Raw genomic sequence first — 23,242 nt, forward strand, 5'->3', positions numbered from 1 at the left:
TGTCCGCGCGGCAGGTTCAATCCGGTTGGGTTCGATTCCGGTTGGGTTCGATTCCGGTTGGGTTCGATTCCGGTTGGGTTCAATTCCGGTTGGGTTCGATTCCGGTTGGGTTCAATTCCGGTTAAGCACCACCAAGCTGCGCAATCCGGTCCCATTCACGCCGCCCGCCAGCCGTTCATTGCTGGCCGCCGGGCTGTCGGCGGGAACACATTCCACGAGCCGTCGTCGTGACGGAAAAACAGGATCGACAGCAGGCCGCCCGGCCGCGAGGCTTCGACGCGCACACACCGCCGGCCGTATCCGGACGTACGCAATAGGCGCGTGACACGCGCGGGCATCGCGGGCGTCGGCGCGAGCCACTTATCGACGGCCCAGTGCAGTGTTTTTCCGGTTGTGTTCATGACAGTCTCCTTGAGCGGCTGTTGATCGATAGCCGTCGCGTTACGCCGCGCGAGCGACGAGCCGGCCGCCCTTTCCCTTCAGTCCACGCGCAACGCCCGCCGTGATCAGACACAGCAGCGCGCGCAACGCCGCGTTGGGACGCGTGAAGCACGCGTGCACCTGCTCGCTGCGGCTTTCGCCGAACAGGCACCACGCGCAAAAGTGTTCGCAGTTGTTGGTCAGCAGGCGATAGCGGTTTTCGCCCAGCCGCGAGCGTGCGCGGCGCACCGCCTCCTCGCCCACATACTTCGGGCACGGATGCGGCCATACGGTGATCGCATGACCCGCGGCAAACTGTTCGAGCGTGACCTCGCCAATCGGACCGCGCTGGGCCGAGCCGGCAAACCCGGCGTAGTGAACCACCTTGCCGGCGCCGACATAAATACCGTGATGCGCGTAGCCGCGGCGTTGCGTGATGAGGTGTGCGCCGAGCGCCGGTTCTTCATAGAAGCCATAAACCGTGACATCGTTGACCGCGCAGGCCGTCGCGCATTGCGCGGTCCGCTGCTCGATCGTCGCTGGCTGGTGGATGGTGTTCATGGCTTGCCCCGTTTCGCTTCAGAAGTCCAACACTGGTACCGGTGTTTTTGCATCATCCGGGCCAACGAATGCAAGTCATTGATCTATCGAGGATTCGTGCCAAACCGAAAGGCGTCGGATGCGCCGGTGTACGCCATGTCCCAACACTATTCGCCTGAACGTGTTGGCACGCGGCGATCAGTTTGCAAGCACGCCATGGCAGACATGACGGCGCGCACAATGGAGCGCACCGACTGCGCGACGGCAAGTCGCCGCGGATTGTGTTGGGTGTCCCAACGTTTTCTCCGGCATTGTGTTGGCCGCCGCAGAACGCGAGCACGCGAAGCCGCGCGCGACGACCCGAATCGCCGCGCAGGATTGCCGCCCAATCAATGCGTTAGCATTTCGTAGTCGGAATGGATACAAACTGGCACACCCCTTGCACCGATTTGCCGCAGCTATCCTTTTCAACATCGCAGCCGCGCAGCACCGGCTTCTTCCGGAGAACCGACCATGGCCTCGATCGCAATTCACGACCTCTCGCATAACCTCGCACTCGACCGCAAGGCAATGACCGCGATCCGCGGCGGCGGTGGCGCGCCATGGGTATTCGGCTGGATCCAGCCATACGTACGCAGTTCGCCAAGCATGGGCCCGGTGGTTAATCTGTACGAAGTGCAAAACAACTTCTACGCAGACCAGATGATCAACCAGTTCCAGACCGTCGACGTGCGCAATAGCGCGCCGAATTCGAACATCAGCGTCGCGCCGGATGCGCTCAGCAGAAACACTGCCTGACCGAAGCTGAGCCGTCATGTGCGCAAGCCACTTCCGCTGGGTGTCGACGGCGCGCTCGGATGCCGGGCGCGTGCGCGACATCAACGAAGATGCCTGTCTCGACGAGCCGGCGCGCGGGCGCTGGGCAGTCGCCGACGGCATGGGCGGACATGCGGTTGGCGACGTCGCGAGCCGGCTTGTGATCGACAGGCTTCGGCAGTTGCCCGATGCGGCGGCCGGCATCGGCCAGGCACTTGCGCAAACGCGTGCCGTACTGCTCGACGCCAATCAGCAGTTGCGCGACGAAGCAGCACGCCGCCAGGTGCAGCGGATCGGCAGCACCGTGGTTGTGCTGCTTGCGTGCGACCGCTTCTGCGGCTGTCTGTGGGCCGGCGACAGCCGCATCTACTTATGCCGCCACGGCCGGTTGCGCCAACTGACGCGCGACCATAGTCATGTCGAGGAACTGCGCGCGCTCGGCCAGTTGACCGAAGAGGAAGCGCGCAACCATCCGGCGCATCACATCATTACGCGCGCGGTCGGCGCCACGGACGCGCTCGCGATCGACGAAGACACGCTCGAAGTCGCCGACGGCGACCTGTTCCTGCTGTGCAGCGATGGGCTATCGAACGAACTGACCGACGCCGAGATTCTCGCGGCACTGGCCGCCTTTCCACTCGACATCCGGCGCGTCACCGATGAACTCGTCGACAAAGCGCTGGCGCGCGGGGGGCGCGACAACATCACCGCGATTCTCGTGCAGGCGGAAGATCCGCTCGCATCCGACAAGACATTGCTGAATCCGACACGCTGATTCGAACGCGCAGTGCGGGCGGACCACGCATCGAGCCAAGCGTTCAGCGTTCAGCGCAGATCGGCATCGCTATCGTCCGCGTCGTTCTGATGATCCGTGTGCGTCACGCCGCGCGGTCGCTGAGGCTGGCGAAAATCTTTCGAATGCAGCCCGTGCTTCTTCAGCAGCATCTGCAGATGCGAGCGGTTCATATCGACGCGACGCGCGAGTTCCGCGACAGTGCCGCCGACTTCACGCAAGCCGCGCTGCAGGAACGCCTTTTCCGCTTCATCGCTTGCCGCACGTTTCGCGTCGCTCAGCGACAGCAGATTCGATATGCCGGCTTCGCCGTTTATCACCGTGGCGGCCTCCGCTCCCGCAACCGCCGACGACGCGCTTGCAGCAGGCCGCACGTCGACGGGCAAGTGCTCGATATCGGCGATATCGCCGGCGAGGCACGATACCCGATACAGGATGTTGCGCAGTTCCCGGATATTGCCCGGATACGCATAGGTCAGCAGAAAATCGCGCAGACGCGGCGTCATTCTGATCGGCCGGCGCTTGAGCGCGCCCGCGGCTTCATCGCCGAAGTACGAGAACAGCAGCGGGATTTCATCGCGGCGCTCGCGCAACGGCGGCAAGGTCACGTGAATCACGCTGAGCCGGTAGAACAGGTCTTCGCGAAAGGTGCCCTGCTCGCTGAGCTTGCGCAAATTGCGATTTGTCGCCGCGACGATGCGCGTATCGACCGCGATCGGCTCATCGGAGCCGACGCGCTGGATTTCGTGCGCTTCGAGCACTCTGAGCAGTTTCACCTGCCCCGACAACGGCAGCTCGCCGATCTCATCGAGAAAAATCGTCCCGGTATGCGCGCTCTCGAATTTGCCTTTGCGGTCGCTCGATGCGCCGGTAAACGCGCCCTTGCGATGGCCGAACAGTTCGGATTCCAGCAGGTTGTCCGGAATCGCGCCGCAGTTCACCGAGATAAACGGCTTGTCCGCGCGGCCGCCGTTCGCGTGGATCACCTTCGCCATCAGTTCCTTGCCAGTGCCGCTTTCGCCGTCGATCAGCACCGGCAAATCCGTTGGCGCAGCTTTCTCGGCAATTTCAAGCGCCTCCAGCAGCTTCGGATTGTCGCCGAACGTGCCCTCGAAAATAAAGCTGCGTGCAAGCAGCGCTTCGCGCCGCGCGCCACGCGTCCGGGCCGCTTCGGCGGCGGCCGCGCGTTCCGGCTCCGCGGTTGCGGCCTGCACGAAGCGCTCCTTGTGCGACAACTGCATCACTTCGTCGCGCAGCACACTCGCCTGGCGCAACAGTTTCTCGATCTCCGCGCGCTCGAGCCTTGAAGACCAGCGCAGCGTGGAGCGCAGGATTTCGATCTTTTCGATCAGCCCCGCATAGGAAATCGCGGGGCTGCTGTCCTCCGGCTGGTCGAGTATTTTCATCATGCACTCAACTGTTTCTGGACGAGCTGGTAGTACATGCCCTTCCGGTTGACGAGTTCCTCGTGCCGCCCCTGCTCGACGATCGCCCCTTCATACAGCACGAGGATCTTGTCCGCCCGCATGATCGTGCTCAACCGGTGCGCGATGATCACGGCAGTGCGGCCTTTCAGGATGTCATGCATATTGCTGAGTATGTTGCTCTCCGATTGCGTATCGAGCGCCGACGTCGCCTCATCGAAGACGAGCAGCCGCGGGTCGTGATAAAGCGCGCGCGCGATGCAGAGCCGCTGGATTTGCCCACCCGATAGCCCAATGCCGCGCTCGCCGACTATCTGCTCGTAACCGAGCGGCATCCTGGCAATAAACGCGTGCGCGTCGGCCATCTTCGCGACCTCCTCGATGCGGCGCCGATCGGGCGTATCGTCGCCGCTCGCGATGTTTTCGGCGATCGTCCCCGAAAACAGCAGATTGGTTTGCATCACATAGCCGATCTGCGCGCGGTAATAGCCTTTGTCGACCACATTGAGGTCGTAACCATCGACGGTCATCTTGCCTTCGCTCGGCGCATAGAAGCCGACCAGCAGCTTCGCGAGCGTCGTCTTGCCCGAGCCGCTGCGCCCAACGATCGCCACGAGTTCGCCGGGCTTGATATCGAAGCTGATGTTTTCGAGCACATACGGCGCGTCGCTTTCGCCATAGCGGAAATAGACCCCGTTGAGGCTGATTTCGCCTTGCAGATCGGGCAGCATCACACGCGACTGAAGGTCCTGCGGCTTCTGCTCCGGCTCGATATCGAGCACGTCGCCGAGGCGCTCCATCGCCACGCCTGCATCGTTGAGCATGCTCCACAAGCCGACCAGCCCCATCAACGGGCTTAGCACGCTGCCCATGAACGCATTGAATGCGATCAGTTGTCCGATCGTCATTTCACGCGCAAGCACGAGGTCCGCGCCGACCCAAAGAATCGCGATCGTCGTCGCGGCATTGAGCAACTGGCTGCCGAAGCCGACCATGATGTTGAACGCGTGCGCGCGGTACTGCACTTCGAGCGCCTTTGCATACTTCTTTTCCCAGCGCAGCCGCACGGGACGCTCGATGCCCATGCCCTTGACCGTTTCGACGCCGGACAGCGCCTCCATCAGGAACGCTTTCGAATCGGTCGACGCGGCGAACACTTCGCGCGCATAGGCCTTGATTTTCGGCGTCGCGAGCACCGTCAACGCAATGATCGGAATGACAAACGCGATCAGCGTCAGCGTCATCTTCACGTTGTAGAAGAACATGATCGCGAAGTAGATGAACACCATCAGCAGGTTGAGCGCGGTGGTCACCGTCGACTCCGTGAGGAATGCACGGATCGTCTGATTCTCCTGGAAGCGCGCGAAAATATCGCCGGTCTTGCGCTTCGCAAAGAACGAAAACGGTAAGGACAACGTGTGCCTGAAGAACTGCGACATCATCGCGAAGTCCATGTTGCGCACCATGAAGTTCGACAGATACGCGCGTATCGTCGACATCAGCTGCGAAAACACATTCGAGATGATGAGCCCGATAATCAGCAGATGCAGCAGCCCGATGTTCTGGTGAACGATCACGCCATCGAGAATATTCTGGATGATCAGCGGCGGAATCACGCCGAGCACCTGAATGACGAACGTCGCCAGAAACAGGTACGCAAGTATCTTGCGATACGGCGTCAGGTAACCGATAAAACGCAGCCATGGCGAACGCGATGCGGCCAGCCGAATCAGATTTGGGCCGGGCGTGAAGAGCAGACAGGTGCCGCTCCAGCCGCGCTCGAAATCTTCGACGGCGAGCTTCCGGAAGCCGAGCGCCGGGTCCGCAAGCCACACGGTGTCGTGCGATACGCCGTACACCACCACATAGTGGTAGCCCTCCCAGTGAATGATGAACGGCAACTCGAAGCCGCGCAGCGAATCGAACGTGCACTGCACGCCATGCGTCGTGAAGCCGAGCGCTTCGCCTGCGCGTGCAAGACTGTCGAGCGTCGCGCCCTGCGTCGTGACATTCGCAAGCTCGCGCAGCTTGCCGAGCGTCATCGGAATGCCGTAGTGCTTGCAGATCATCGCAAGGCACGCGGCGCCGCAATCCATTTCCTCCGCCTGCTCGACCAGCGGGAAACGCTTGATCACACGCTCGCCGAATTCCGGCTTCGTATGCAGATCGAGTGTCAGCGGACGCTTGCGCCGCTGCTCGAGGCGCTTCTGGCGCTCGAGTTCGCGGTCCGCATAGCGAATCCGTTCGTCGAGCACTTCACGCAGCTTCGGATTGCGCTCGAGGATGAAATGCACGGTGCGCTCGGGAATGACCAGCAGCCGCGTATCGGTGGTCGCAACCACCGACGCGATCTGTTCCTGGCGCATCAAGCAGGCCTTTTCCCCGAATATCTCGCCGTCGCGCAAGGTCGCGATTGCGTAGTCGTGGCCGTCTTCATTGCGCACGATCCTGACTTCGCCCTGGCGCACCACATAAAGGCGCCGATCGTCGCGCGCATCCTGCTTGAGGATCTCCTTACCGGCGCTGACCCGTTTAACGCCTACGCTGCGTACATATTCCTCAAGCTCGGTCTTGTTGAGCTTGCCGCGCAGATCGAACAGTTGCGCAACAAAGCCACCCGCCGAATTGATCGCCACATAGCTCGCAACGAACGCATGCGCGGCCTGATTCGCCACGATCACCGGCTCGATCGCCGCATGCGGAATAAACAGTAATTCGGTTTTGGCCGATGCACGCACCGACGACTCATGCACGTAAGCGCGCAGCATGGCGATCTCGCCGAAGATCTCACCCTGCTTGCGCACGCCCATGCTGATTTCCTTGCCGTGCTCTTCGGTAAAAATGCGCACGGACCCGGACTTGATCACAAACAGTCCATCCGCCGGATCGCCGGCATTGCATACCGTTTCGCCGAACGTGTGGAAACGCGACTGCGCCTGCGCGGCGAGGCGCTCGATCTCGTCGCGCGAAAACGGCGAAAGGATTTCAACCGACGCAAGAAAATCCGCGGTGGTCGGCGACATTTGCGGAGGAGCGTCCATATCAGTGGCGTCTCGACGAATTCATGTCAATGCGGCGGCAAACAGGTTCGGTGGTCCGCGCCCGTCAGCGCGCTTCGATAATGTGTTCCTGCGCGCGTGCCATCAGCCACTCTTCGCGCAACAGGCGCTTGATTTCCGATGTCACATCGTCGTCGAGCGTTGCCGGATACTTCGCGGTGACCGCGAAGATCTCGAAGCACGACCGGTCCGACGATGCGAACGGCCCAAGCAGATCGCCGACCGCCGCATTGAAAATCTTCGCTTCGATATCGGGCTTAAGCGACCCGCGTAGCACCTTGCCGATCACGCCGCCCGCCGCGCCCGTATCGGCAATCGAATGCTCGCGCGCCATCTCGGCGAAGCTCTCCGGATCGTCGTGCAGATACGAGATCATCTCCTTCGCCTTTCCTTCGCTATCGAGCACGATATGGCTGACCTCGATCGCATCGAACTTCGGCGAATTCAGCGAAAAGTATTCTTCGATCGCGCGATCGTCCGCGATGCTGTCGAGCATCTTCTCCTGATAGAGGCCGTCCGTAATGAACGATTCGAACTGATCGAGCGACACGCCCATGGCATCGAGATACTGGTTCGTATCGGCCGCGCGGTGCAGCCCGCGCACGCGGCGAAACTGATCCGCGCGCTGCTGGATGTCGTCGGCGCTCACGGTAATGCCGTGTTTCTTCGCCGCATGCACGGTGAGCTTGTCGCGCACGAGCTGCTCGATCAGGCTTTCGAACTGGCCCGTCAGTTTCAGCAAACGTATGAACTCGGCATCGTCGACGACTTCATCATCGATTCTTACAATCGCGGTCATCTCATTCGCTCCTCTGGTTGTGTGCCCTGCGCCGTGCCTGCCATGCATCGGTTAAGGAAAGGCGCCTGTATTCTGCTATCCGGCCAGTTGCCGGAACGGGTCGAGTCCGAGATCGATCAACCTGCGTTCGCGCACGACGATTTCCGCACTTGCGGTCATGCCGTAACGCAGTGGATAGCGGTTTTCCGCCACCTGGTAATAGTCTTTTTCGAGTGTCACGCGGCCTTCGTAGACCGGCTGCCTGTCGGGTCCGGACGGCTTCGTCGCAGGCGAAATGTACGCAAGCGTGCCTTTGACGATGCCGTAGCGCTGGTAAGGGAAGGCATTGAATTTCATCTTGACCGCCATGCCTTCATGCAGGAATGCGCGGTCGCGTTCGGCGATTTCGATCTTGAGCACCGGGCGTGCATCTTTAGGCGCAATGCCGCCAAGCGGCGCATTGGCCTGGATCTTGTCGCCCGTCTGCGTCGACGTGACGTCGGTGATCACGCCCGACACCGGCGCGAGAATCAGCAGGAAGTTGTCCTTGTCGATATTCTCGAAGCGGATCCGCGCCGCGGCATCCGATACGAGACGCGCGGTTTGCAGTTGCAGGCGCAGCTTGTCTTCGGTGCTGGTCATCTCGCGCACGGCCGCGTCGTATTGCAGTTTGAGACTTGTCGCCTGCTGACCGCTCGTTTCGAGCTGCGCGTTCGCTTCGGCAAACTCGTGGCTCAGCTTGAAATCGAGCTCGGTCAGCTTCGATTGCGCGACACGGTACGCGTTTTCCGCTTCCAGATACGCATTGCGCTTCTGTTCGACCTGCAGTTCCGCGACACCGCCGCCGCCCGGTTGCGCAAAAAGACGCGCGTATTTATCGAACTCGCTGCGTGTCGCATCGCGAAGATGGCGCGCATTGTCGAGATTGCTGCGCGCTTCTTCGAGCGCCGCCTTTTGCCCTTCGGCAAGCTTCGTCGTGCCTTCGGAAAGGCGGTTTTCGTGCAAGCGCTCTTCTACTTCGAGCTGATCCTTGAGCGCGGCGGCCTTTCGCTCCATCAATTCCTTCTTTTCTGGAAACTGCTTCCATTCGCGCTCGGCATCGTCGAGTTTCAGCTGTGCTTGCAGTGCATTGGTCGCCGCCTCGATGGCACCGCGCGCGTTGAGCCGGGCGAGCACGTCGCCCTTCGAGACAGGCTGACCTTCAGCGATATAAAGGTCCGCGAGTTCGCCGTCGATCGGCGCATAGATGCGCCGCACTTCGGATTCGGGCGACAACGTTCCCTGAGCGGTGACGATCACATCCGCGCGCCCGATAAACGACCACAACAAACCGGCCACCACCAGCGCGACCATCGCCAGCACGAGCGCCTGCGCGGTGCGCACCGGCTCCGCGGTCAGAATCGCGATGCCTTCGACGCTGTGGTCCTCCAGCGCCTCGTGCAGCGGCTTAGGGTGAGGATCGCGCTTCACCGTCTTTGCCTCCGATTAATGCGAGCTTCGCCTTCAGGAGACCCGGTTCGAGCACCATGCGCAGTTCTTCGAGCGAGCGGCGTTGCAACGCGCTTTCCGCGTCGATGTCTTCAACGAGTTGATCCCACTGCGACGGATGGTCGGCTTTGAGCTGCCTATAGACGCGCATGCCCTGATGCGCGGAAGCCTGCGCGTCGTTCAGCACGCGCGCCTGGTTGCGAAACTTGTCGGAAATACCCGATTCGAGCCGCTGCGCGCCTCCGATCGAGCCGTTCGCGCGGTATTGGCGCCACAGCGACTGCGCGCGTTCGAGCTGGGCATGCGCCTGTGCCAGCGCGCTGTCGCGCAGCGACGCGACGTCAGGTGCGATCGCGCGCGCGAACCACACGTCCTCGGCAGGATCGAGCCCGGCATAAAACGACAGCAGGCGCTGCTGATAATCTTTGCCGCCGCGATGGTTCTGCAAGTCCGCGAATTGCGCAGCGAGTGTCTTTTTGTGCGTGTATTCGGCGGCAATCTCTTTCGACCATGCGCCGCCTGCAATCTGTTGCAAGATATTGAGCGCCTGTTGCATGTCGCCGCGCTGCCAGGCGGCAATTGCCTCGTCGTGCTGGCGAACCACATCGGGCAACGGCAAACGCGACGCGGCCAGTTGACGGTATTGCGCCTGAAATGGCGGCGTCGCGAATCGCACCTGCTTCATCTGCGTGAGCAGCGGCGTCAACCGTCTCGCCAGCAGCGCATTCAGGAGATCGATGTATTGGCGAAGGTCGTCTCGCAGACTGTCGAGGCCCGCAAGCCGCGGATAACGCTGCGTGCAGTCGTCCAACACGGCGATCAGCGCATCCGGTTTGTCGCGCACAAGCTCGGTGCCGATTGCCGTATTGAGCCGATCGATGGCCGCGACATACACCGAGTCGTCGCTTTGCAGCTTGCGCAGATGGCTCAACGCCAGCGCATACGGGTCGGCGAATTGCGGCACATACGATGCAATTCGATCGAGCGTGCGCTGATGGCTGCTGGGGTCGTCGTCCCAGTGCTCGAGCAAGCCGTTGATGCGCGCCTCGTCGCCATAGATCCGGATAGGCGCGTCGCTGCCGGACTGCCCGCCGGCTGCCGCCGTAGTGGTACCGCGTCGCGCCGCAAAATGCTCGAGATCGCCCACCCATTGCAATTCGTCGATCAACGGCGCCGTATCCGGATTGCCCGCGCTCGACGCCTTCATGCCGCCGACCAATGCCGCCGCGCGATCGTACTGTCCCGCATGCAACGCGTCGAGCCAGCCTGGCACGCGCGCTTTCATCAGCGCGACGCTCGCCAGTGTCCTGACCGCATCGTCGGTGGGATGACGCGCAAGGTAAGCGTTCGCGACAACCAGCGCTTGCTCGTCGTCGCCGCTGGCCAGCAGGTGCTTGAGTTCGCGCTCCGAAGCACCCCTCATATAAAGCGCCGACGCGAGCGCCACGATCAGCAGCACCACCGCAAGCGAAGCGATTCCGATACGCCGCAGCGTCTTGCGGTCGCCCGCGAAGGTGCGCGCGTACTCCGCGGCGAGCGCGCTAAAGAGGTGGCGCGGCTGGCGCGAGCGAGACTCGTCCGCGGCATGATCGGCCACTGCGGGCCGCGCGGCCTCGTTGACTTCGTCCTCGCGCTGCACGGCGCGATCGACATAGAAAATGTCGAGAAACGAATGCGCGGCGCCGACGAACGTCGTCTTGTCCATGTCGATTGCCGGCTCGATTGCCGGCTCGATTGCGGGCTCGATTGCGGGGGCGGACGCCGTCGCCGGCGCGGGTCGAGCAGCCGGCGATTCCGCATCCGGCACCGCATGGTGCGCCTGCGCATCGCGCGAAGCCTGGTGCGCCATCAGATGCGTGACGGTCGGCTCGATCGGGGGCGCCTTGTGCACCCTCACGCGATAGACGAAATGATCGCTGCCGAATCCAAGCACGTCGCCGTCCCGCAGTGCAAGTGCCGATTCGTCGAGCCGCTTTCCTCCGACAAACGTGCCGTTTGTGCTGCCGAGATCCTCGACATGCGGTTCGCCACCGCGCAGGAACAGATGCGCATGGCGGCGCGAAATATAGTTGACCTGATGCGGAAAGCGCTCTTTATAGCGTGAGAACAGCGGATCGGTTTTGCTGACCAGAAACGGAAACGCCTCCACGTCGATCGATTCGAGGCCGAGGTCGGACCGCTCGGGAATCAGCGTGACGCTCACCTGCTGCGCCGCCAGCGCCGCGGCCGCGTCGAACGCGCGCGGCTCGATGCCGACGCGATAGGCAAGCTCGCCGCCGAAACACAGCTCGTCGCCGGCTCGCACGCGGCTGGGCGACTCGCGCACGGCGACGCCATTGACCGACGTGCCGTTCTTGCTGTCGAGATCGGCGACATAAACTGCGCCATGTTCGGAGAAGATTCGTGCGTGGCGCCGCGACAGGCGGGCCACGCGCTCGCGCGGGTAAGCGGCGAACGGCGCTTCGCTGCGGCCGATGGCGAAAAGGCTTTCGCGAATCCGGATCACGCCGAGTGCCGGGTCTGAAACCGGCACGAGCACGACATCGAACTCCTGGTTCAGAGTCGCCCGCATCTCAGCAATCGAAGCTTCGCCGGGGTTCATCTTTCTGGATCACTAAGCGTATACCCGCTGGCGCCTGCGTCGGATCGAAGCGTCAGAGGAATGCCGTCAGAAAGCGCGGCGGAAAGCGCGCGGGCGGCCCGAAACAGGGGGCGGCGGGCACACAGCGATTTTAAGTCACGCATGACGGTAGTCAATTTTTAACGTCGTTCACTTGCATCTGGATATCGACCGGCGGCCAGCCGCCGCCCAGCGCCTTATAGAGCAACACCGTGTCCGACAGAATCTGTTGATGGTTCGACAGCAGTTCGAGCTGCGCTTCGAGATACGACCGGTCCGTTTCGAATACATCGAGCTGCGAAATCACGCCCTCTTTCAACTGCGCATTCACCTGGTCCGCGACGATGCGCAGGCGCTCGACCTGCTGCAGCAACTCCACCCGTTGCGCCTTGTGCGCATTCAGATTGACGAGCGCGCTCTCGACTTCTTCGAACGCGCCCATCACGGTGCGCCGGTACTCCTGCTCGGCCACCGTGGCTTGCGCTTCAGTCGTCTTCACATGCGCGCGCACGCCGGGATCGAGAATCGGAATGTTGATGCTCGGCATCACGCCGAACGTGAACGATTTCAGCAGATCCGACAAAGCGAGGCTCGCGGTGCCACCGTGCGCGGTAAGACTCACGGTCGGCAGTTGCGCGAGCTTCGCTTCGCCGACCAGGTCGTACGATTCAAGCACGCGCAATTCGGATGCGACGATGTCCGGGCGCCTTGCCAGCAGTTGCGACGGCAAGCCGGCCGGCACCGGTGGCAATTGCACGCGCTGCTGCAAGTGCCCGGGCGGCACCTTGTATTCGCCGGCCGGCACGCCGATCAGCGTGCACAGCGCATTGTTCGCGAGATCGCGCGAACGGCGCAGATCGAGCAGGTCCTTGGTCAGACGGTTGATCTCGGCCTGCTCGCGCAGCACTTGCGTCTTCGGTATCAGGCCGCTTGCGCTCATGCCCTGGAAGATCGTCAGGATCTGCCGGTTCGCGTCGATCATCTTCTGCTGCTGTTCGATCTGATCGTCGAACTGCAGGATCTGGAAATACGTGCTCGACACATTCGACACCAGTTCGAGGTAGCCCGCGCGCCAGTCGGCTTCGGTTGCGCGAAACTCGGCTTTTTGCGCCTGCACGCCTTTTTCGACCTTGCCCCAGATATCGATGTCCCAGTTCACCTGGGTCGCAACGTTGTACTGCCTTGAAAACGGCACGCCGGTCGTCTTTTCGAAATTCGCACCGGCGCCGAGATCCATTGTCGGCAAGGCGCCCGATTGCGCTTCGGCAATCTGGGCACCCGCTACGTTGATGCGCGCGGCAAGAATCTTGATGTCGAAGTTGCCGTCGATCGACTTCGCAATCAGCGTGTTCAGATACGGGTCCTGGAAGGTCTTCCACCAGTCGGGCTCGATCGTGTCGGAAGCGGAAATCGACGCGTTGGTGCGATCGGTCCACGACGCCTTGGCCGGCGTGTCGGGACGCTTGTAGTCGGGCACGTGGGCATCGATGCAGCCGCCGAGCAGTGCACAGGTGAAGAGCGCCTCGACGGCGATCCCGGCAACGGCGGATAGCCTTACGACAGCGCGGCGATCGCAGGTCCGCTGCGCAAGGCGGTTGCGGACGATACCCGGCAAGCGGCGAACCAATGAACGAGGCGACACGAACACGGTATTCTCCGAACGATCCCGGCGATGCCACAGCAAGGCGCGCGATTCAAGTAAAGCACGTCCCGCGCGGCATCTCTATCGATATCCGCGTGAATCGAGGTGTGCTGGAAAGCGTGCGTCGCGCGGCGTGCGTCGAGCGGGCCGTATGGAAAGGACGATTCTGCTTATCTGCTTTTTGATGCGCGACCGCTTACGGCGATGCTTACGTGCAATTCACGCGGCAATGCGCATGGCGATGTGCCCGGCAATGCGGTACTGCTATGCGGTACTGCAATGCGGCCCGCGGAAGGCCCGGTCCAGCCTCCGCGGAGCCGTCAGGCCACTTAATGAACGTTGACGTTGTTCGTCGCGGTCATGGTCGGCGTGATCGTCGTGTTGAAGTTCTTCGCGAACGCGTTGCCGTTGCCGCTCACGTTGTTGACCGATTGCGACTGGTCGATCAGTTGCTGCGCGGTAACGGTCTTGCTGTCGTCGAACTTGAACGACAGGCTCGGGAAGTACGGGTAGGCGATATAGCCGCCGCGCACGGCCTTCATGGCCTTGCTGTCGAGTTGTTCGGTAACGTGCAGGTCTTTGATCATCAGCGATTTCATCACGGTTCTCCTAAGAAGGTGGACGCAGGGTCTGCGTTTTCAGGTTCGAGCATGTCTTGTCTGCTCGCGGCTTACTAACGCATGGGCTGTGCCAGTGATGAACCCGCTTGCGCTCAAGGCGAGTAGAGCCTTGTAAACACAAGGGTTCCGCTTGATGGGCCGCCTGCTTCGCGAGTTGACGCGAGCGTGTTGCCGTTTCGGAGAGATGGGTGTGGGCCAACAACGCGTGGTTGAGTGTTGTCTCATGGGCCACACCTCGGCCACACGTCACTTCGCAATCACGGTGATCTTCTTCGAATAGATCGGCGGATCGTGCGGTACATGCTTGTCGTCGCCCATCAGCAATTGCAGCGTGTGCTTACCGGGCGGCAACTCGATCATCGTTTCGGTTTCGCCGGCGCCGAAATGCAGATGCTGGCGGTCGGACGGAATCTCCTGGTCCATCGGCGGCAGATCGGTATCGATCAGCAGATGGTGGTGCCCCGTGTTCGGATATTTGACGCCCTTGGGAGCGACGCCCATATAGCGCAGTCCGAACCACACGCGAAACGGTTTGTTGGCCGGCACGACCTGGCCGTCGTTCGGGTAACCGATATAGGCAATCGCATCGCGCGGCGCCGGGGTCGTGCCGGCCGATGCATTGCCCACAAACCAGCCCATCAACGCGGCAAGCGCCGCAGCGGCAAGAATCTTATACATGACTGGCGCTCTCCGTCGAGCATCGTTCGCCCGCTCCAGGGCCAGGGCCCCAGGAGCCCCTCACTTGACGATGATCGTGATTTTCTTCGAGTACACGGGCGGCACATGCGGCACGTGGTTCTGATCGCCGAGCAGGAGTTGCAGCGTGTGCTTGCCCGGCGGTAGTTCGATGCGCGCATCGGTCTCGCCCGCGCCGAAATGAAGATGCTGGCGGTCGGACGGAATTTCCTGGTCGAGCGGCGGTAGATCGGTGTCGATCAGCAGATGGTGATGCCCCGTATTGGGCACGTTCACGCCCTTCGGGCATACGCCCATATTGCGCAGCCCCATGCGAACCCACAGTTTGCCGCCCTGAATGACTGCGCCGTCGTACGGCCAGATGATGTATTCCTGCGCGCCGGGCGGCGACGGCGTCTGTTGTGCGGAGTGCACGCTCGATGGACCCAGCGCGATACATGCCGCCGACGCAATCAACAGCGCGGCTAGCACGCCCGGCGTTCTTGTTCTTCGCATGGCGCATTCTCCCGAAGGAAGGTCAGGGCTTTGCGATTCCGTTTTAGCTTAGGACGGAACTTGCCAAAAAGATACGCGACACTCGTTAACGTTCTGACGTTCGGACTGCGTGCTATCTTTTTGATGACGGCCGGCGAGACGTCCCGTACCCATAGACGGTTCATAGCGGACAGGATTTGAATATGTGGCGAACACTCCTGCTGGTGTGCATGATCGGGCTCGGCAGTGCGCAGGCGGCCGGCGCCGATACCGCTTCTGCCGAACGCAAAGTCGCGCTGGTGATCGGCAACGGCAACTATCCGGTTAGCCCGCTCGCTAACGCGCGGCACGATGCCGAGGCTGTCGATGCCGCTTTGAAGTCGCTAGGCTTCGACGTGGTCAGCGTGTCCGATGCAACGCCGCAAAAAATGAATGAGGCAATTGCCGAATTCGGCAGGCGGCTGCAAGCGGGCGGTATCGGTCTTTTCTACTTCGCCGGGCACGGCATGCAAACCGCGCATTCCACTTTGCTGCTCCCCGCGGGCAGCGATGCGCGCAGGCCGGCCGCTTTGCTGCGCGATGGCGTGGACGTAGCGGCGGTATTGCAGGCGATGTCTGCGGTACGGCCCGGGCAGCGCAACGTCGTCGTGCTCGACGCCTGTCTTGTGCAGCCTTTCGCGCACCCTTCCCGCTTCGATGCGGCACTGCCGGCATTGCCCGCTCGAACATTCGTCGCCTATGCGGCGGCGCCCGGTGCCGTTGCGTTCGACGGCGCGCAACATGGCCTGCTGACCGGCGCATGGCTGCGCCAGATGCAAAACGCGCCACTCGCCGCCCAGAGCGAAGACATGGGGGCGATGTTCGCGATGCTTCGGCACGCGGCAAGCGAGGTTAAGTCGCTTACGAACGGCCGGCAAAAGCCGTGGATTTCATCGACGGCGCTTGAACCGTTAGGCGTCGCCGTCAGCAGCATGCGAAATCTCGATGCGTCGCAGCGCATCGCGCTCGCGAGTTCGGCTTACGAAGACAACACGCACGCGCCCATTCAAACCCGCGGCATCATGCCCAAAGACAGCAATGAGCAATACGAACTGACATTCTGGGACTCGATCAAGGACAGCAATTACGCGAGCGATTACGAAGCCTATCTGAAGGCCTATCCGAATGGACGCTTTGCGACGCTTGCGCGCGCCCGCATCGAGCGTCTGAAAGCTGCGGCGGGCGCGCAAAAACCGCAAGCGGCGCCGGCCTCATCAGTGCCTCAAGCGACCACACCAACCGCGCCAGCTACATCTGCCGCGCCTGCCGCACCCGCACCGCAGCAACAACGCCCCGCCGCTGCAACGCCTGCACCGGCGCCGGCGCCCGCACAACCGCCCGCCAAAGCGCCTTCCTCCGCAAGCGGCGAAAGCCGGGACTGCGCGACCTGCCCGGTGATGATCGCGTTACCGGCCGGCTCCTTCACGATGGGTAGCCACTCCGACGACCCGTCTGAAAAGCCGCCACACCACGTAACGATCGCGGCGCCGTTCGCGATCGGCAAATACGAAGTGACGGTCGAGCAATGGAATGCGTGCGCGGACGCGAACGCGTGTCCGCGCCTGTCCGCCGACACCAATTCGGTGAAGAATGCGCCGGCGCGCGATCTAAGCTGGGACGACGCACAGCTCTATGTCAAATGGCTCGCCAAAACGACAGGCAAGCCTTACCGCCTGCCGACCGAAGCCGAATGGGAATACGCGGACCGCGCGGGCACTACGTCGAAGTACTGGTGGGGCGAGCAGATGCGCAAGGGCCAGGCGAACTGCAAGGACTGCGGCGAGCCATGGCATAAGGAAGGCCCCGAAAGCGTCGGTACGTTCGCGGCCAATCCTTATGGATTGCACGACATGAACGGCAGCGTATGGGAATGGGTGAGCGACTGCTGGCACAACTCGTACCAGAACGCACCGAACGACGGCCGCGCGTGGGACGCACCGGGCTGCAACATGCGGGTGATCCGCGGCGGTTCATGGCGCGAAGGCAGCGACTACATGCTCACATCGACCCGCTTCAAGTACAGTCAGAGCGTGCGCCAATCGCAAGACGGCTTTCGTGTCGCCAAAGACCTGAAGTAGCCGCTCGCGCCGGGGCTCAGTGCCCGCGCGCCTTGCTCGTAATCGGCGCGATGTCCGCGACGATCTTGTCCTGCCCGTACTTTTCGGCCATCTGCTTGAGCCTCGTGTCGAGCAGCCTTAAATAATCGGCGCGCGCTTCGCTTTCCGGCCGCATGCTGTCGAAGAGCGGCGCCGGCGTAATCAATAGCACGACGAGTTCCGTACCGAACGGTTTCGATACGATCCAGTCGCCGCCCGCACCGATCGTCGCCTTGTAATGCGGCGGCGCCTGATTATCTTTTGCGCGCGGCCCAGGCACCATATGCACGACACTGCCGTCAAGCACGTAGTAATCGACATTCACGTACGAGTCGTAGCCCGGCGTCGACACGTCGACAACGAGCGGGTCGCCTTCAGTCAGCTGTCCGCCCGATGCGCGCGTATGAAGCGTCGCGACATGGCCCGCATCCCAGTTGTGCGCCCAATAAGGCGCGTACGCGTCGAGCACTTCGCATTTGTCCGCGCCTAGCGGCCGCACGTCGAGATTGAGCGCGTCGACACCCGGCATCGCACCGACCGTCGTCTTCAGCGTGTCGATACCATCGGGCTGCGCGACAAAGCCGCGCAGTTGTACCGCGCGACCGCTGATCGATGCGGCAAGCGCGGAACACGGCACCTTCGCAAGCAAGGGCGAGACCACCGCGAGTGTCGGCGGCGGCGCCGGCGTAACGTTCGCCGCTCGCGCCGCGGCTTCGCTTTGAGACGGCATTGCCCTTTGCGCTGTCGTTTGCGATGCACCGATCGAGCCTGTTTGAACCGGCGCCTCCAATGCGCCCGCTGCCGTCGCGTCCGAAGCCGACGACACCTGCTGCTCGGCATCCTGTTCCGCTGTCGACACCCGATAACGATAAACACCGGCGCCCGCCGCAATCAGTGCGACAAGCGCCGCGACGCCCGCTTTCAATGGCCAGCCCGACCGGGCACTCGACCCGCCGTTGCCCTTTTTCAACGTGCCCTGAAGCGGCTTGGCCTTCACGTTCGCCGGGCGCGCCTCATCGACGCAAAACTCTTCGACAAAGCGCGCGACCGTCGGCATTCGCGTCGCCCGATCGAATGACAGCGCCGCGCGCAAGGCGCGCCATTGCCGCGTGCTGAGCTGCTCGGGACGCTGCGGCTGCTGATGCGCGGCGCGCGCCTGCGTCGCGGACATCCGCTCGAACGGATGGCGCCCAGTGAGCAGTTCATACGTGATGCAGCCGAGCGCATAGATGTCGTCGCGCGGATCGGGCTCCAGATGCTCGAGCATTTCGGGGCTCGCATACGCAGGCGTCAATGCGCCGAGGCTGCCCGGGTCGAACACGGTCACGTCGCTTTCTTCCTCGCTTCGCTGAAAGACGCGTGCAATGCCGAAGTCGATCACCTTCACTTCGCCGTGCTCGGTGAGGAACACATTCGCGGGCTTGAAATCGCAATGCACAAAGCCGCGTTCGTGCGCATAGGCAAGCGCGGCCGACATGCCGCGCACGATCGGCAGTGCGGCGCCGACCGGCATGCCATGGAAATCGGGCGTGCGCAAAATCTGGCTGAGCGGCTTGCCCGACAGATACTCCATCGTCAGATAGACAATCGCGCCGTCGCGATCGAAGTCGTAGACAGTGACGATGTTCCGGTGCGCGAGCACCTGCGCCTTGCGCGCCTCGCGCTGCAGTGCGATCAGCGACTTCGGATTGCCGCGAAACTGCACATTGAGCACCTTGATCGCGACATACGGCTTGCGATCCGATGCTTCGAGCTTGCGCAGATCGAGCGCCTTATAGACGGTGCCCATGCCGCCGATGCCGAGGCATTCTTCGAGCACGAAACGATTGTTGAGCGTGTCGCCCGTCCCTTTGACTTCATCGGACGATGCGCCGTGCGCGAGCGTCGCGCCGATCGTTCCCGATGGCGATGACGACGGCGGCGGCGGCGGAACCGCCGCGCCAGCGCCGCCTGGCGTTCCGCCATGGCCCGGTGTGGTCTGCACACGCGTTTCCTCGCCGCCCGCTGCCGCGAGATTCGACACCGGCAATTGCTCGATTCTGCGATGGACCTCCGCATAGAGATCCGCCGGCAATGGCATGCGTGCGTGCGCTTCGCGCAGGACATCGAAAAGCCGTGCCGAGCCCTGACCGTCGGTCGTCAACGTGCTGTCGAGCTGAGCGACGAACGCATCGTGTGAAAGCGCGCCGCTCTGGTAATCCCGGATCAGATGCGCAAGGTTGGCCATGGGTGCGAAGCGATGCAGCGCTCGTTGGGATGGAAGAGATCCTGTCGTAATCAATTACATGCGCTCGTTCGATAGTAGCCCGCACGATTCTCTTTCGCAAACGGAATTGGCCACGTATGCGGCTCACTCCATATGTTGCGAACCGGCCAACAGCTTCGGGCAACCCGTTGGCCTCAACCCGTCATCAGCCGTCTCCGGCCGCTATCGTCGATGCGCCGATCGTCGAAGCCGGATACGCGCCGGTTTCGCGGCACACGCGCGAGCGCCTTATCCATCAACGGTCGAACGCTTTTGCAGCGCATTTCGCGGGGCTCGTCGCAACGACTGGCACAGCCTGTGCGTGAGTGACGCCCGAGCAGACAAGATGCTCAAACGAACCGCCAGACCCCTCTATTCCTTGTTAGGAGAACTTTCATGAAATCGCTGACCATCAAAGACCTCGCCATGGCCGAACAACTCGACAGCAAGGCCATGCAGGCCGTGCGCGGCGGCTATATCGCTTTCCCGTACTACCCGGACCTGTCGCTCAAGTTCGATAACAGCAAGACGGTCAATGCGCAGCAACTTGTAAACCAGTCGCAGGACGTGAGCAACATCAGCAACAACGGCAACGCGTTCGCGAAGAAATTCGACACGACGATCACGCCGACGATGACGGGCACGAACAACGTCAACGTCTACTAATCACGAGACTTGCACGGGGGACCGGGAGCGCACGCACCGCACGCGCTCCCGGTGAATGCAGTCCGCCTGTTTTGCTGCTGTCGCTGTTTTTGCCCGCTTTTTGCCTGCTTTTTCCGTTTTATGTCTCCCTGGAGAAATATCATGTCGTCCATCATCATTAGCGACCTGTCCGGTATCCGGACACTCGAGCACGGCGAGATGTCCGCCGTCTCCGGCGGCGCGCCCGGCAATTCGTGGCTCGCCGGCCTCGGCCCGGTGGCCAACGTCAATATCGGCGTCAACCAGAACATCACGCAGATGCAGTTCGTCAACGTCGAAGCACTGAACAACATCGGTGTGATCGGCGCAGGCTTCGTGCCGCCGAATCTGAACGTCAGCCCGAAGCTTTGGGCAAGCACGAATGCGGCCGTGTAATCACACGCTGAGATGGAGGAACGGGGACCTCCGCACCGTGCGCTAGCGCGCGCTGCCGGATACCGGAAGCGCGCGCCTTTTCCTATACTGGTTGTTCGTCATCAAGCGTCGGGAACAGCCATGACCAGGCTCGTTATCAAGGACCTTTCCGCCAGCGTCGAACTCGACCGCCAGGCGATGACCGCGATTGTTGGCGGCGCGCGAGTCGGCGCACGCTTTTTCGGCGCGGCCGGAGAAACTCAGCCCGCCGCATCGCGCAACGTCGCGCGCGTCGTCGATTTTCCGCCGGGCTTTTCGTCTGCACGGCCAATGGTCGACGAACGGATTCCGGCGCAAAGCCTGTTGCGAAAGTGATGCGTGGCGTTGCCTGTGGCGCGGGACGTCAGGCGCCGATTCTTGACGCGAGTGTCGAAGGCAACGCGCGTGGTGCGGCCGGCACTTCTTTCAGGCACCGCTTTCAGGCACCGCTTCCATTAACGGACAACAAAAAGCCCCTCTTTGCGCCAATGCGCAAGAGGGGCCGCCAATGCCTTACCGTACTATTGATGACTGGATGACGGATTGCCGGATTGAGGAGTCCGGCATCGCCCCAGCCAGAAGCGAAATCCGTCATCACGCCGATTATGCGATGCGAAGCGCTGCACGTCATTGCACAAGTTGACAAGACACCCTTACCGGAATGGCGCACAATACAGCGTTTCAATACGAACCACCGCTTTGCCGCTCTGCCTTGCCGCTCTGCCTTGCCGCTCTGCCTTGCCGCTCTGCCTTCTCAAGCCGCCTTGCCAACCTACACCCTGCCCGCCACTTTGACCGCGGAACTCGAAATCCGCAAAAGCCGCTTTATCGGATATGCCATTCCCGTGGCAGACCGTGACGCCGCAATGGACGAGTTGCGCCGCCTGCGCGAAGCGCATCCGACGGCAACGCACGTATGCTGGGCGTTGCTCGCCGCCGGCCAGTCGGGCATGTCCGACGATGGCGAGCCATCGGGCACAGCCGGGCGGCCGATTCTCGAAGTGCTGCGCCACCACGACCTCGATGGCGTACTGGCTGCGGTCGTTCGCTACTACGGCGGTGTCAAACTCGGTGCGGGCGGACTCGTGCGCGCCTACACGGATGCGATTGCAAGCGTCCTGCAAGACGCACCACGCGTCGAACGAATTGCGCTTGCAACGCTTGCGGTGGAAATAGGCTACGCGGACGAAGCGCGTGTACGGCGCTGGATCGAGCAGCAGAACCACGTGCTCGAAAACAGCATGTATGGAATGGATGTGGGTCTTGTGATTCGCTTGCCCGTTACCGCGCTTGAAGACGCACGCGATACATTGCGCGACCTCACGCAGGGCCGCGCGGTCTTTCCCGCAGTCTGTCCTTCAAACTCCGGTCAGGAAGACTAAAGCCCGCTTTGAGGCCCACCTCGGATCGCTAAAGCGAAACGAGCGGCCACGCGACGGCGAAGTTCGCCGCGCGCGCCGCTCGACAGATCAGGCGATATCCAGCCTGGCCTAGCTTAGCGTGATCGCGCCATTCGCCGTGACCGGCGCAGCGACCGATGCGGTATGCGCCGCGACCTTTCGCGAAGCGCCGCGCCCGGTTTTGCGCGCGGCCACTTTTCTCGCAACCTTGCTCGCCGTCACCTTTCTCGCCGACGTCCTTCCAGCAGCCGCCCGGCCCGATGCGGCCTTTTTAGCCGCCGCTTTGCGACCGGCGGTCTTTTTGGCTGCCACTTTCTTGACAGCGGCTTTCTTCACCGCCGTCTTTTTGGCAGCAGCCGACTTTCTGCCCGGGCTCTTCTTAGCGGCGGTCTTTTTCATTGCTGCCTTTTTAGCCGTGGTCTTTTTTGCCGCCGGCTTTGCAGCGGGCTTGACGCTCACGCTAGCTGCCGCGCTGCCGCCATCGATCAAGAACTTGCTCCGGTCTTTCACGTTCTTGATCCATGCCGGCGGCCGGGCATGCCCGCTCCACGTCGCGCCCGTTTTCGGGTCGCGGTACTTGGGCGGCAACTTGCCCTTGGTCGCGCCCGTGCTTTTCATCTTGCCGTTAGCAAGACCGAGACGCGCGCGCTCCCGTCTTGCCTTCGCACGCGCTTCGATATCGCGCGTGGTAAGCCCATGCTTGATCATCAGTTCGCGAATCTGGTCAAGCGCGCCTTGCGCCCGCTTTGCGATGATCGCATCGGCCTGCGCTTGCAGTCTCTTCAAGCGCGTCTGGATCTGCTCCAATGTGGCCATACTCCTCTCCTGGTTGAACGACATAAGCGGACTATGCCATGGATATAGGTTGAAGTGCTACGTTTTGAAGGTAAAGTAAGGTAATAACAACAAATTGAGCCTTAGCAAACGTCGCAAAAAAGCAAATTAAGCCTAATCCAATTATGCGCAAGCGCATCTTGCCGTCTTTTTTCTTGCT

General features: G+C 62.0%; 20 protein-coding genes. 7 read left to right on the forward strand and 13 right to left on the reverse strand.

Going from position 1 to position 23,242, the window contains the following annotated elements:
- Positions 1–155 precede the first annotated feature (155 nt).
- Both ACYPXD_RS04875 and ACYPXD_RS04880 read right to left on the reverse strand, forming a co-directional pair.
- Complete coding sequence (locus tag ACYPXD_RS04875; protein ID WP_459708101.1) at positions 156–401, reverse strand: hypothetical protein; 246 nt, start codon at positions 399–401, stop codon at positions 156–158.
- A 40-nt stretch (positions 402–441) separates the two neighbouring features.
- Positions 442–981 (reverse strand): lecithin retinol acyltransferase family protein, encoded by a 540-nt coding sequence (locus ACYPXD_RS04880; protein ID WP_459708103.1) that lies wholly within the window; start codon positions 979–981, stop codon positions 442–444.
- A gap of 492 nt (positions 982–1,473) precedes the next feature.
- Between ACYPXD_RS04880 and ACYPXD_RS04885 the strand changes: the two genes are divergently transcribed.
- Positions 1,474–1,758: a hypothetical protein gene (locus ACYPXD_RS04885; RefSeq protein ID WP_075160254.1), complete on the forward strand. Its 285-nt coding sequence runs from the start codon at positions 1,474–1,476 to the stop codon at positions 1,756–1,758.
- 16 nt (positions 1,759–1,774) lie between these two features.
- Complete coding sequence (locus tag ACYPXD_RS04890) at positions 1,775–2,551, forward strand: PP2C family protein-serine/threonine phosphatase (protein WP_459708106.1); 777 nt, start codon at positions 1,775–1,777, stop codon at positions 2,549–2,551.
- A 50-nt stretch (positions 2,552–2,601) separates the two neighbouring features.
- On the opposite strand, the gene ACYPXD_RS04895 is transcribed toward ACYPXD_RS04890, so the two are convergent.
- From ACYPXD_RS04895 to ACYPXD_RS04935, 9 genes are all read right to left on the reverse strand, one after another.
- Positions 2,602–3,978 carry a sigma-54 interaction domain-containing protein gene (locus ACYPXD_RS04895; protein WP_459708108.1) on the reverse strand — a complete coding sequence of 459 codons (1,377 nt, stop codon included), beginning with the start codon at positions 3,976–3,978 and terminating at the stop codon, positions 2,602–2,604.
- A complete protein-coding gene (locus ACYPXD_RS04900) occupies positions 3,975–7,034 on the reverse strand; it encodes an ABC transporter transmembrane domain-containing protein (protein ID WP_459708109.1) in 3,060 nt (1,019 codons plus the stop codon). Before ACYPXD_RS04900 ends, ACYPXD_RS04895 begins: the two co-directional genes overlap by 4 nt.
- Positions 7,035–7,098: 64 nt before the next feature.
- On the reverse strand, positions 7,099–7,851 hold the full coding sequence (locus tag ACYPXD_RS04905; protein ID WP_459708110.1) for a peptidylprolyl isomerase: 753 nt from the start codon (positions 7,849–7,851) through the stop codon (positions 7,099–7,101).
- A gap of 75 nt (positions 7,852–7,926) precedes the next feature.
- Positions 7,927–9,300: an HlyD family efflux transporter periplasmic adaptor subunit gene (locus tag ACYPXD_RS04910; protein ID WP_459708112.1), complete on the reverse strand. Its 1,374-nt coding sequence runs from the start codon at positions 9,298–9,300 to the stop codon at positions 7,927–7,929.
- A complete protein-coding gene (locus ACYPXD_RS04915) occupies positions 9,278–11,920 on the reverse strand; it encodes an FHA domain-containing protein (RefSeq protein WP_459708115.1) in 2,643 nt (880 codons plus the stop codon). The genes ACYPXD_RS04910 and ACYPXD_RS04915 overlap by 23 nt, the downstream gene beginning before the upstream one ends.
- Before the next feature lie 151 nt (positions 11,921–12,071).
- Positions 12,072–13,472, reverse strand: a complete 1,401-nt coding sequence (locus ACYPXD_RS04920) for an efflux transporter outer membrane subunit (protein WP_459708438.1) — start codon at positions 13,470–13,472, stop codon at positions 12,072–12,074.
- 437 nt (positions 13,473–13,909) lie between these two features.
- Positions 13,910–14,179, reverse strand: coding sequence for a hypothetical protein (locus ACYPXD_RS04925; RefSeq protein WP_459708117.1), 270 nt, complete (start codon positions 14,177–14,179; stop codon positions 13,910–13,912).
- A 267-nt stretch (positions 14,180–14,446) separates the two neighbouring features.
- The gene (locus ACYPXD_RS04930; protein WP_459708119.1) at positions 14,447–14,878 is read right to left on the reverse strand and encodes a DUF4399 domain-containing protein; all 432 of its coding nucleotides are present in this window, start codon (positions 14,876–14,878) and stop codon (positions 14,447–14,449) included.
- Between the two features lie 60 nt (positions 14,879–14,938).
- Positions 14,939–15,391 (reverse strand): DUF4399 domain-containing protein, encoded by a 453-nt coding sequence (locus ACYPXD_RS04935; RefSeq protein WP_459708122.1) that lies wholly within the window; start codon positions 15,389–15,391, stop codon positions 14,939–14,941.
- Between the two features lie 182 nt (positions 15,392–15,573).
- Between ACYPXD_RS04935 and ACYPXD_RS04940 the strand changes: the two genes are divergently transcribed.
- Complete coding sequence (locus ACYPXD_RS04940) at positions 15,574–17,487, forward strand: SUMF1/EgtB/PvdO family nonheme iron enzyme (RefSeq protein WP_459708124.1); 1,914 nt, start codon at positions 15,574–15,576, stop codon at positions 17,485–17,487.
- 16 nt (positions 17,488–17,503) lie between these two features.
- Here the strand turns inward: ACYPXD_RS04940 and ACYPXD_RS04945 are convergent, their stop codons facing one another.
- Complete coding sequence (locus ACYPXD_RS04945) at positions 17,504–19,732, reverse strand: serine/threonine protein kinase (RefSeq protein WP_459708126.1); 2,229 nt, start codon at positions 19,730–19,732, stop codon at positions 17,504–17,506.
- 414 nt (positions 19,733–20,146) lie between these two features.
- On the opposite strand from ACYPXD_RS04945, the gene ACYPXD_RS04950 reads away from it, so the two are divergent.
- The 4 genes from ACYPXD_RS04950 to ACYPXD_RS04965 all read left to right on the forward strand — a co-directional run bounded on the left by ACYPXD_RS04950 (position 20,147) and on the right by ACYPXD_RS04965 (position 22,230).
- Complete coding sequence (locus tag ACYPXD_RS04950; RefSeq protein ID WP_219800697.1) at positions 20,147–20,416, forward strand: hypothetical protein; 270 nt, start codon at positions 20,147–20,149, stop codon at positions 20,414–20,416.
- 141 nt (positions 20,417–20,557) lie between these two features.
- On the forward strand, positions 20,558–20,830 hold the full coding sequence (locus ACYPXD_RS04955; protein WP_459708129.1) for a hypothetical protein: 273 nt from the start codon (positions 20,558–20,560) through the stop codon (positions 20,828–20,830).
- 120 nt (positions 20,831–20,950) lie between these two features.
- Entirely contained in the window at positions 20,951–21,184 is a 234-nt protein-coding gene (locus ACYPXD_RS04960) for a hypothetical protein (protein WP_459708131.1), read from the forward strand.
- Between the two features lie 410 nt (positions 21,185–21,594).
- Complete coding sequence (locus ACYPXD_RS04965) at positions 21,595–22,230, forward strand: IMPACT family protein (RefSeq protein ID WP_459708440.1); 636 nt, start codon at positions 21,595–21,597, stop codon at positions 22,228–22,230.
- A gap of 108 nt (positions 22,231–22,338) precedes the next feature.
- Here ACYPXD_RS04965 and ACYPXD_RS04970 read toward each other — a convergent pair whose 3' ends face one another.
- Complete coding sequence (locus ACYPXD_RS04970) at positions 22,339–23,064, reverse strand: H-NS histone family protein (protein WP_459708133.1); 726 nt, start codon at positions 23,062–23,064, stop codon at positions 22,339–22,341.
- Between the last annotated feature and the right edge of the window lie 178 nt (positions 23,065–23,242).

Source organism: Paraburkholderia sp. 2C (assembly GCF_054589215.1).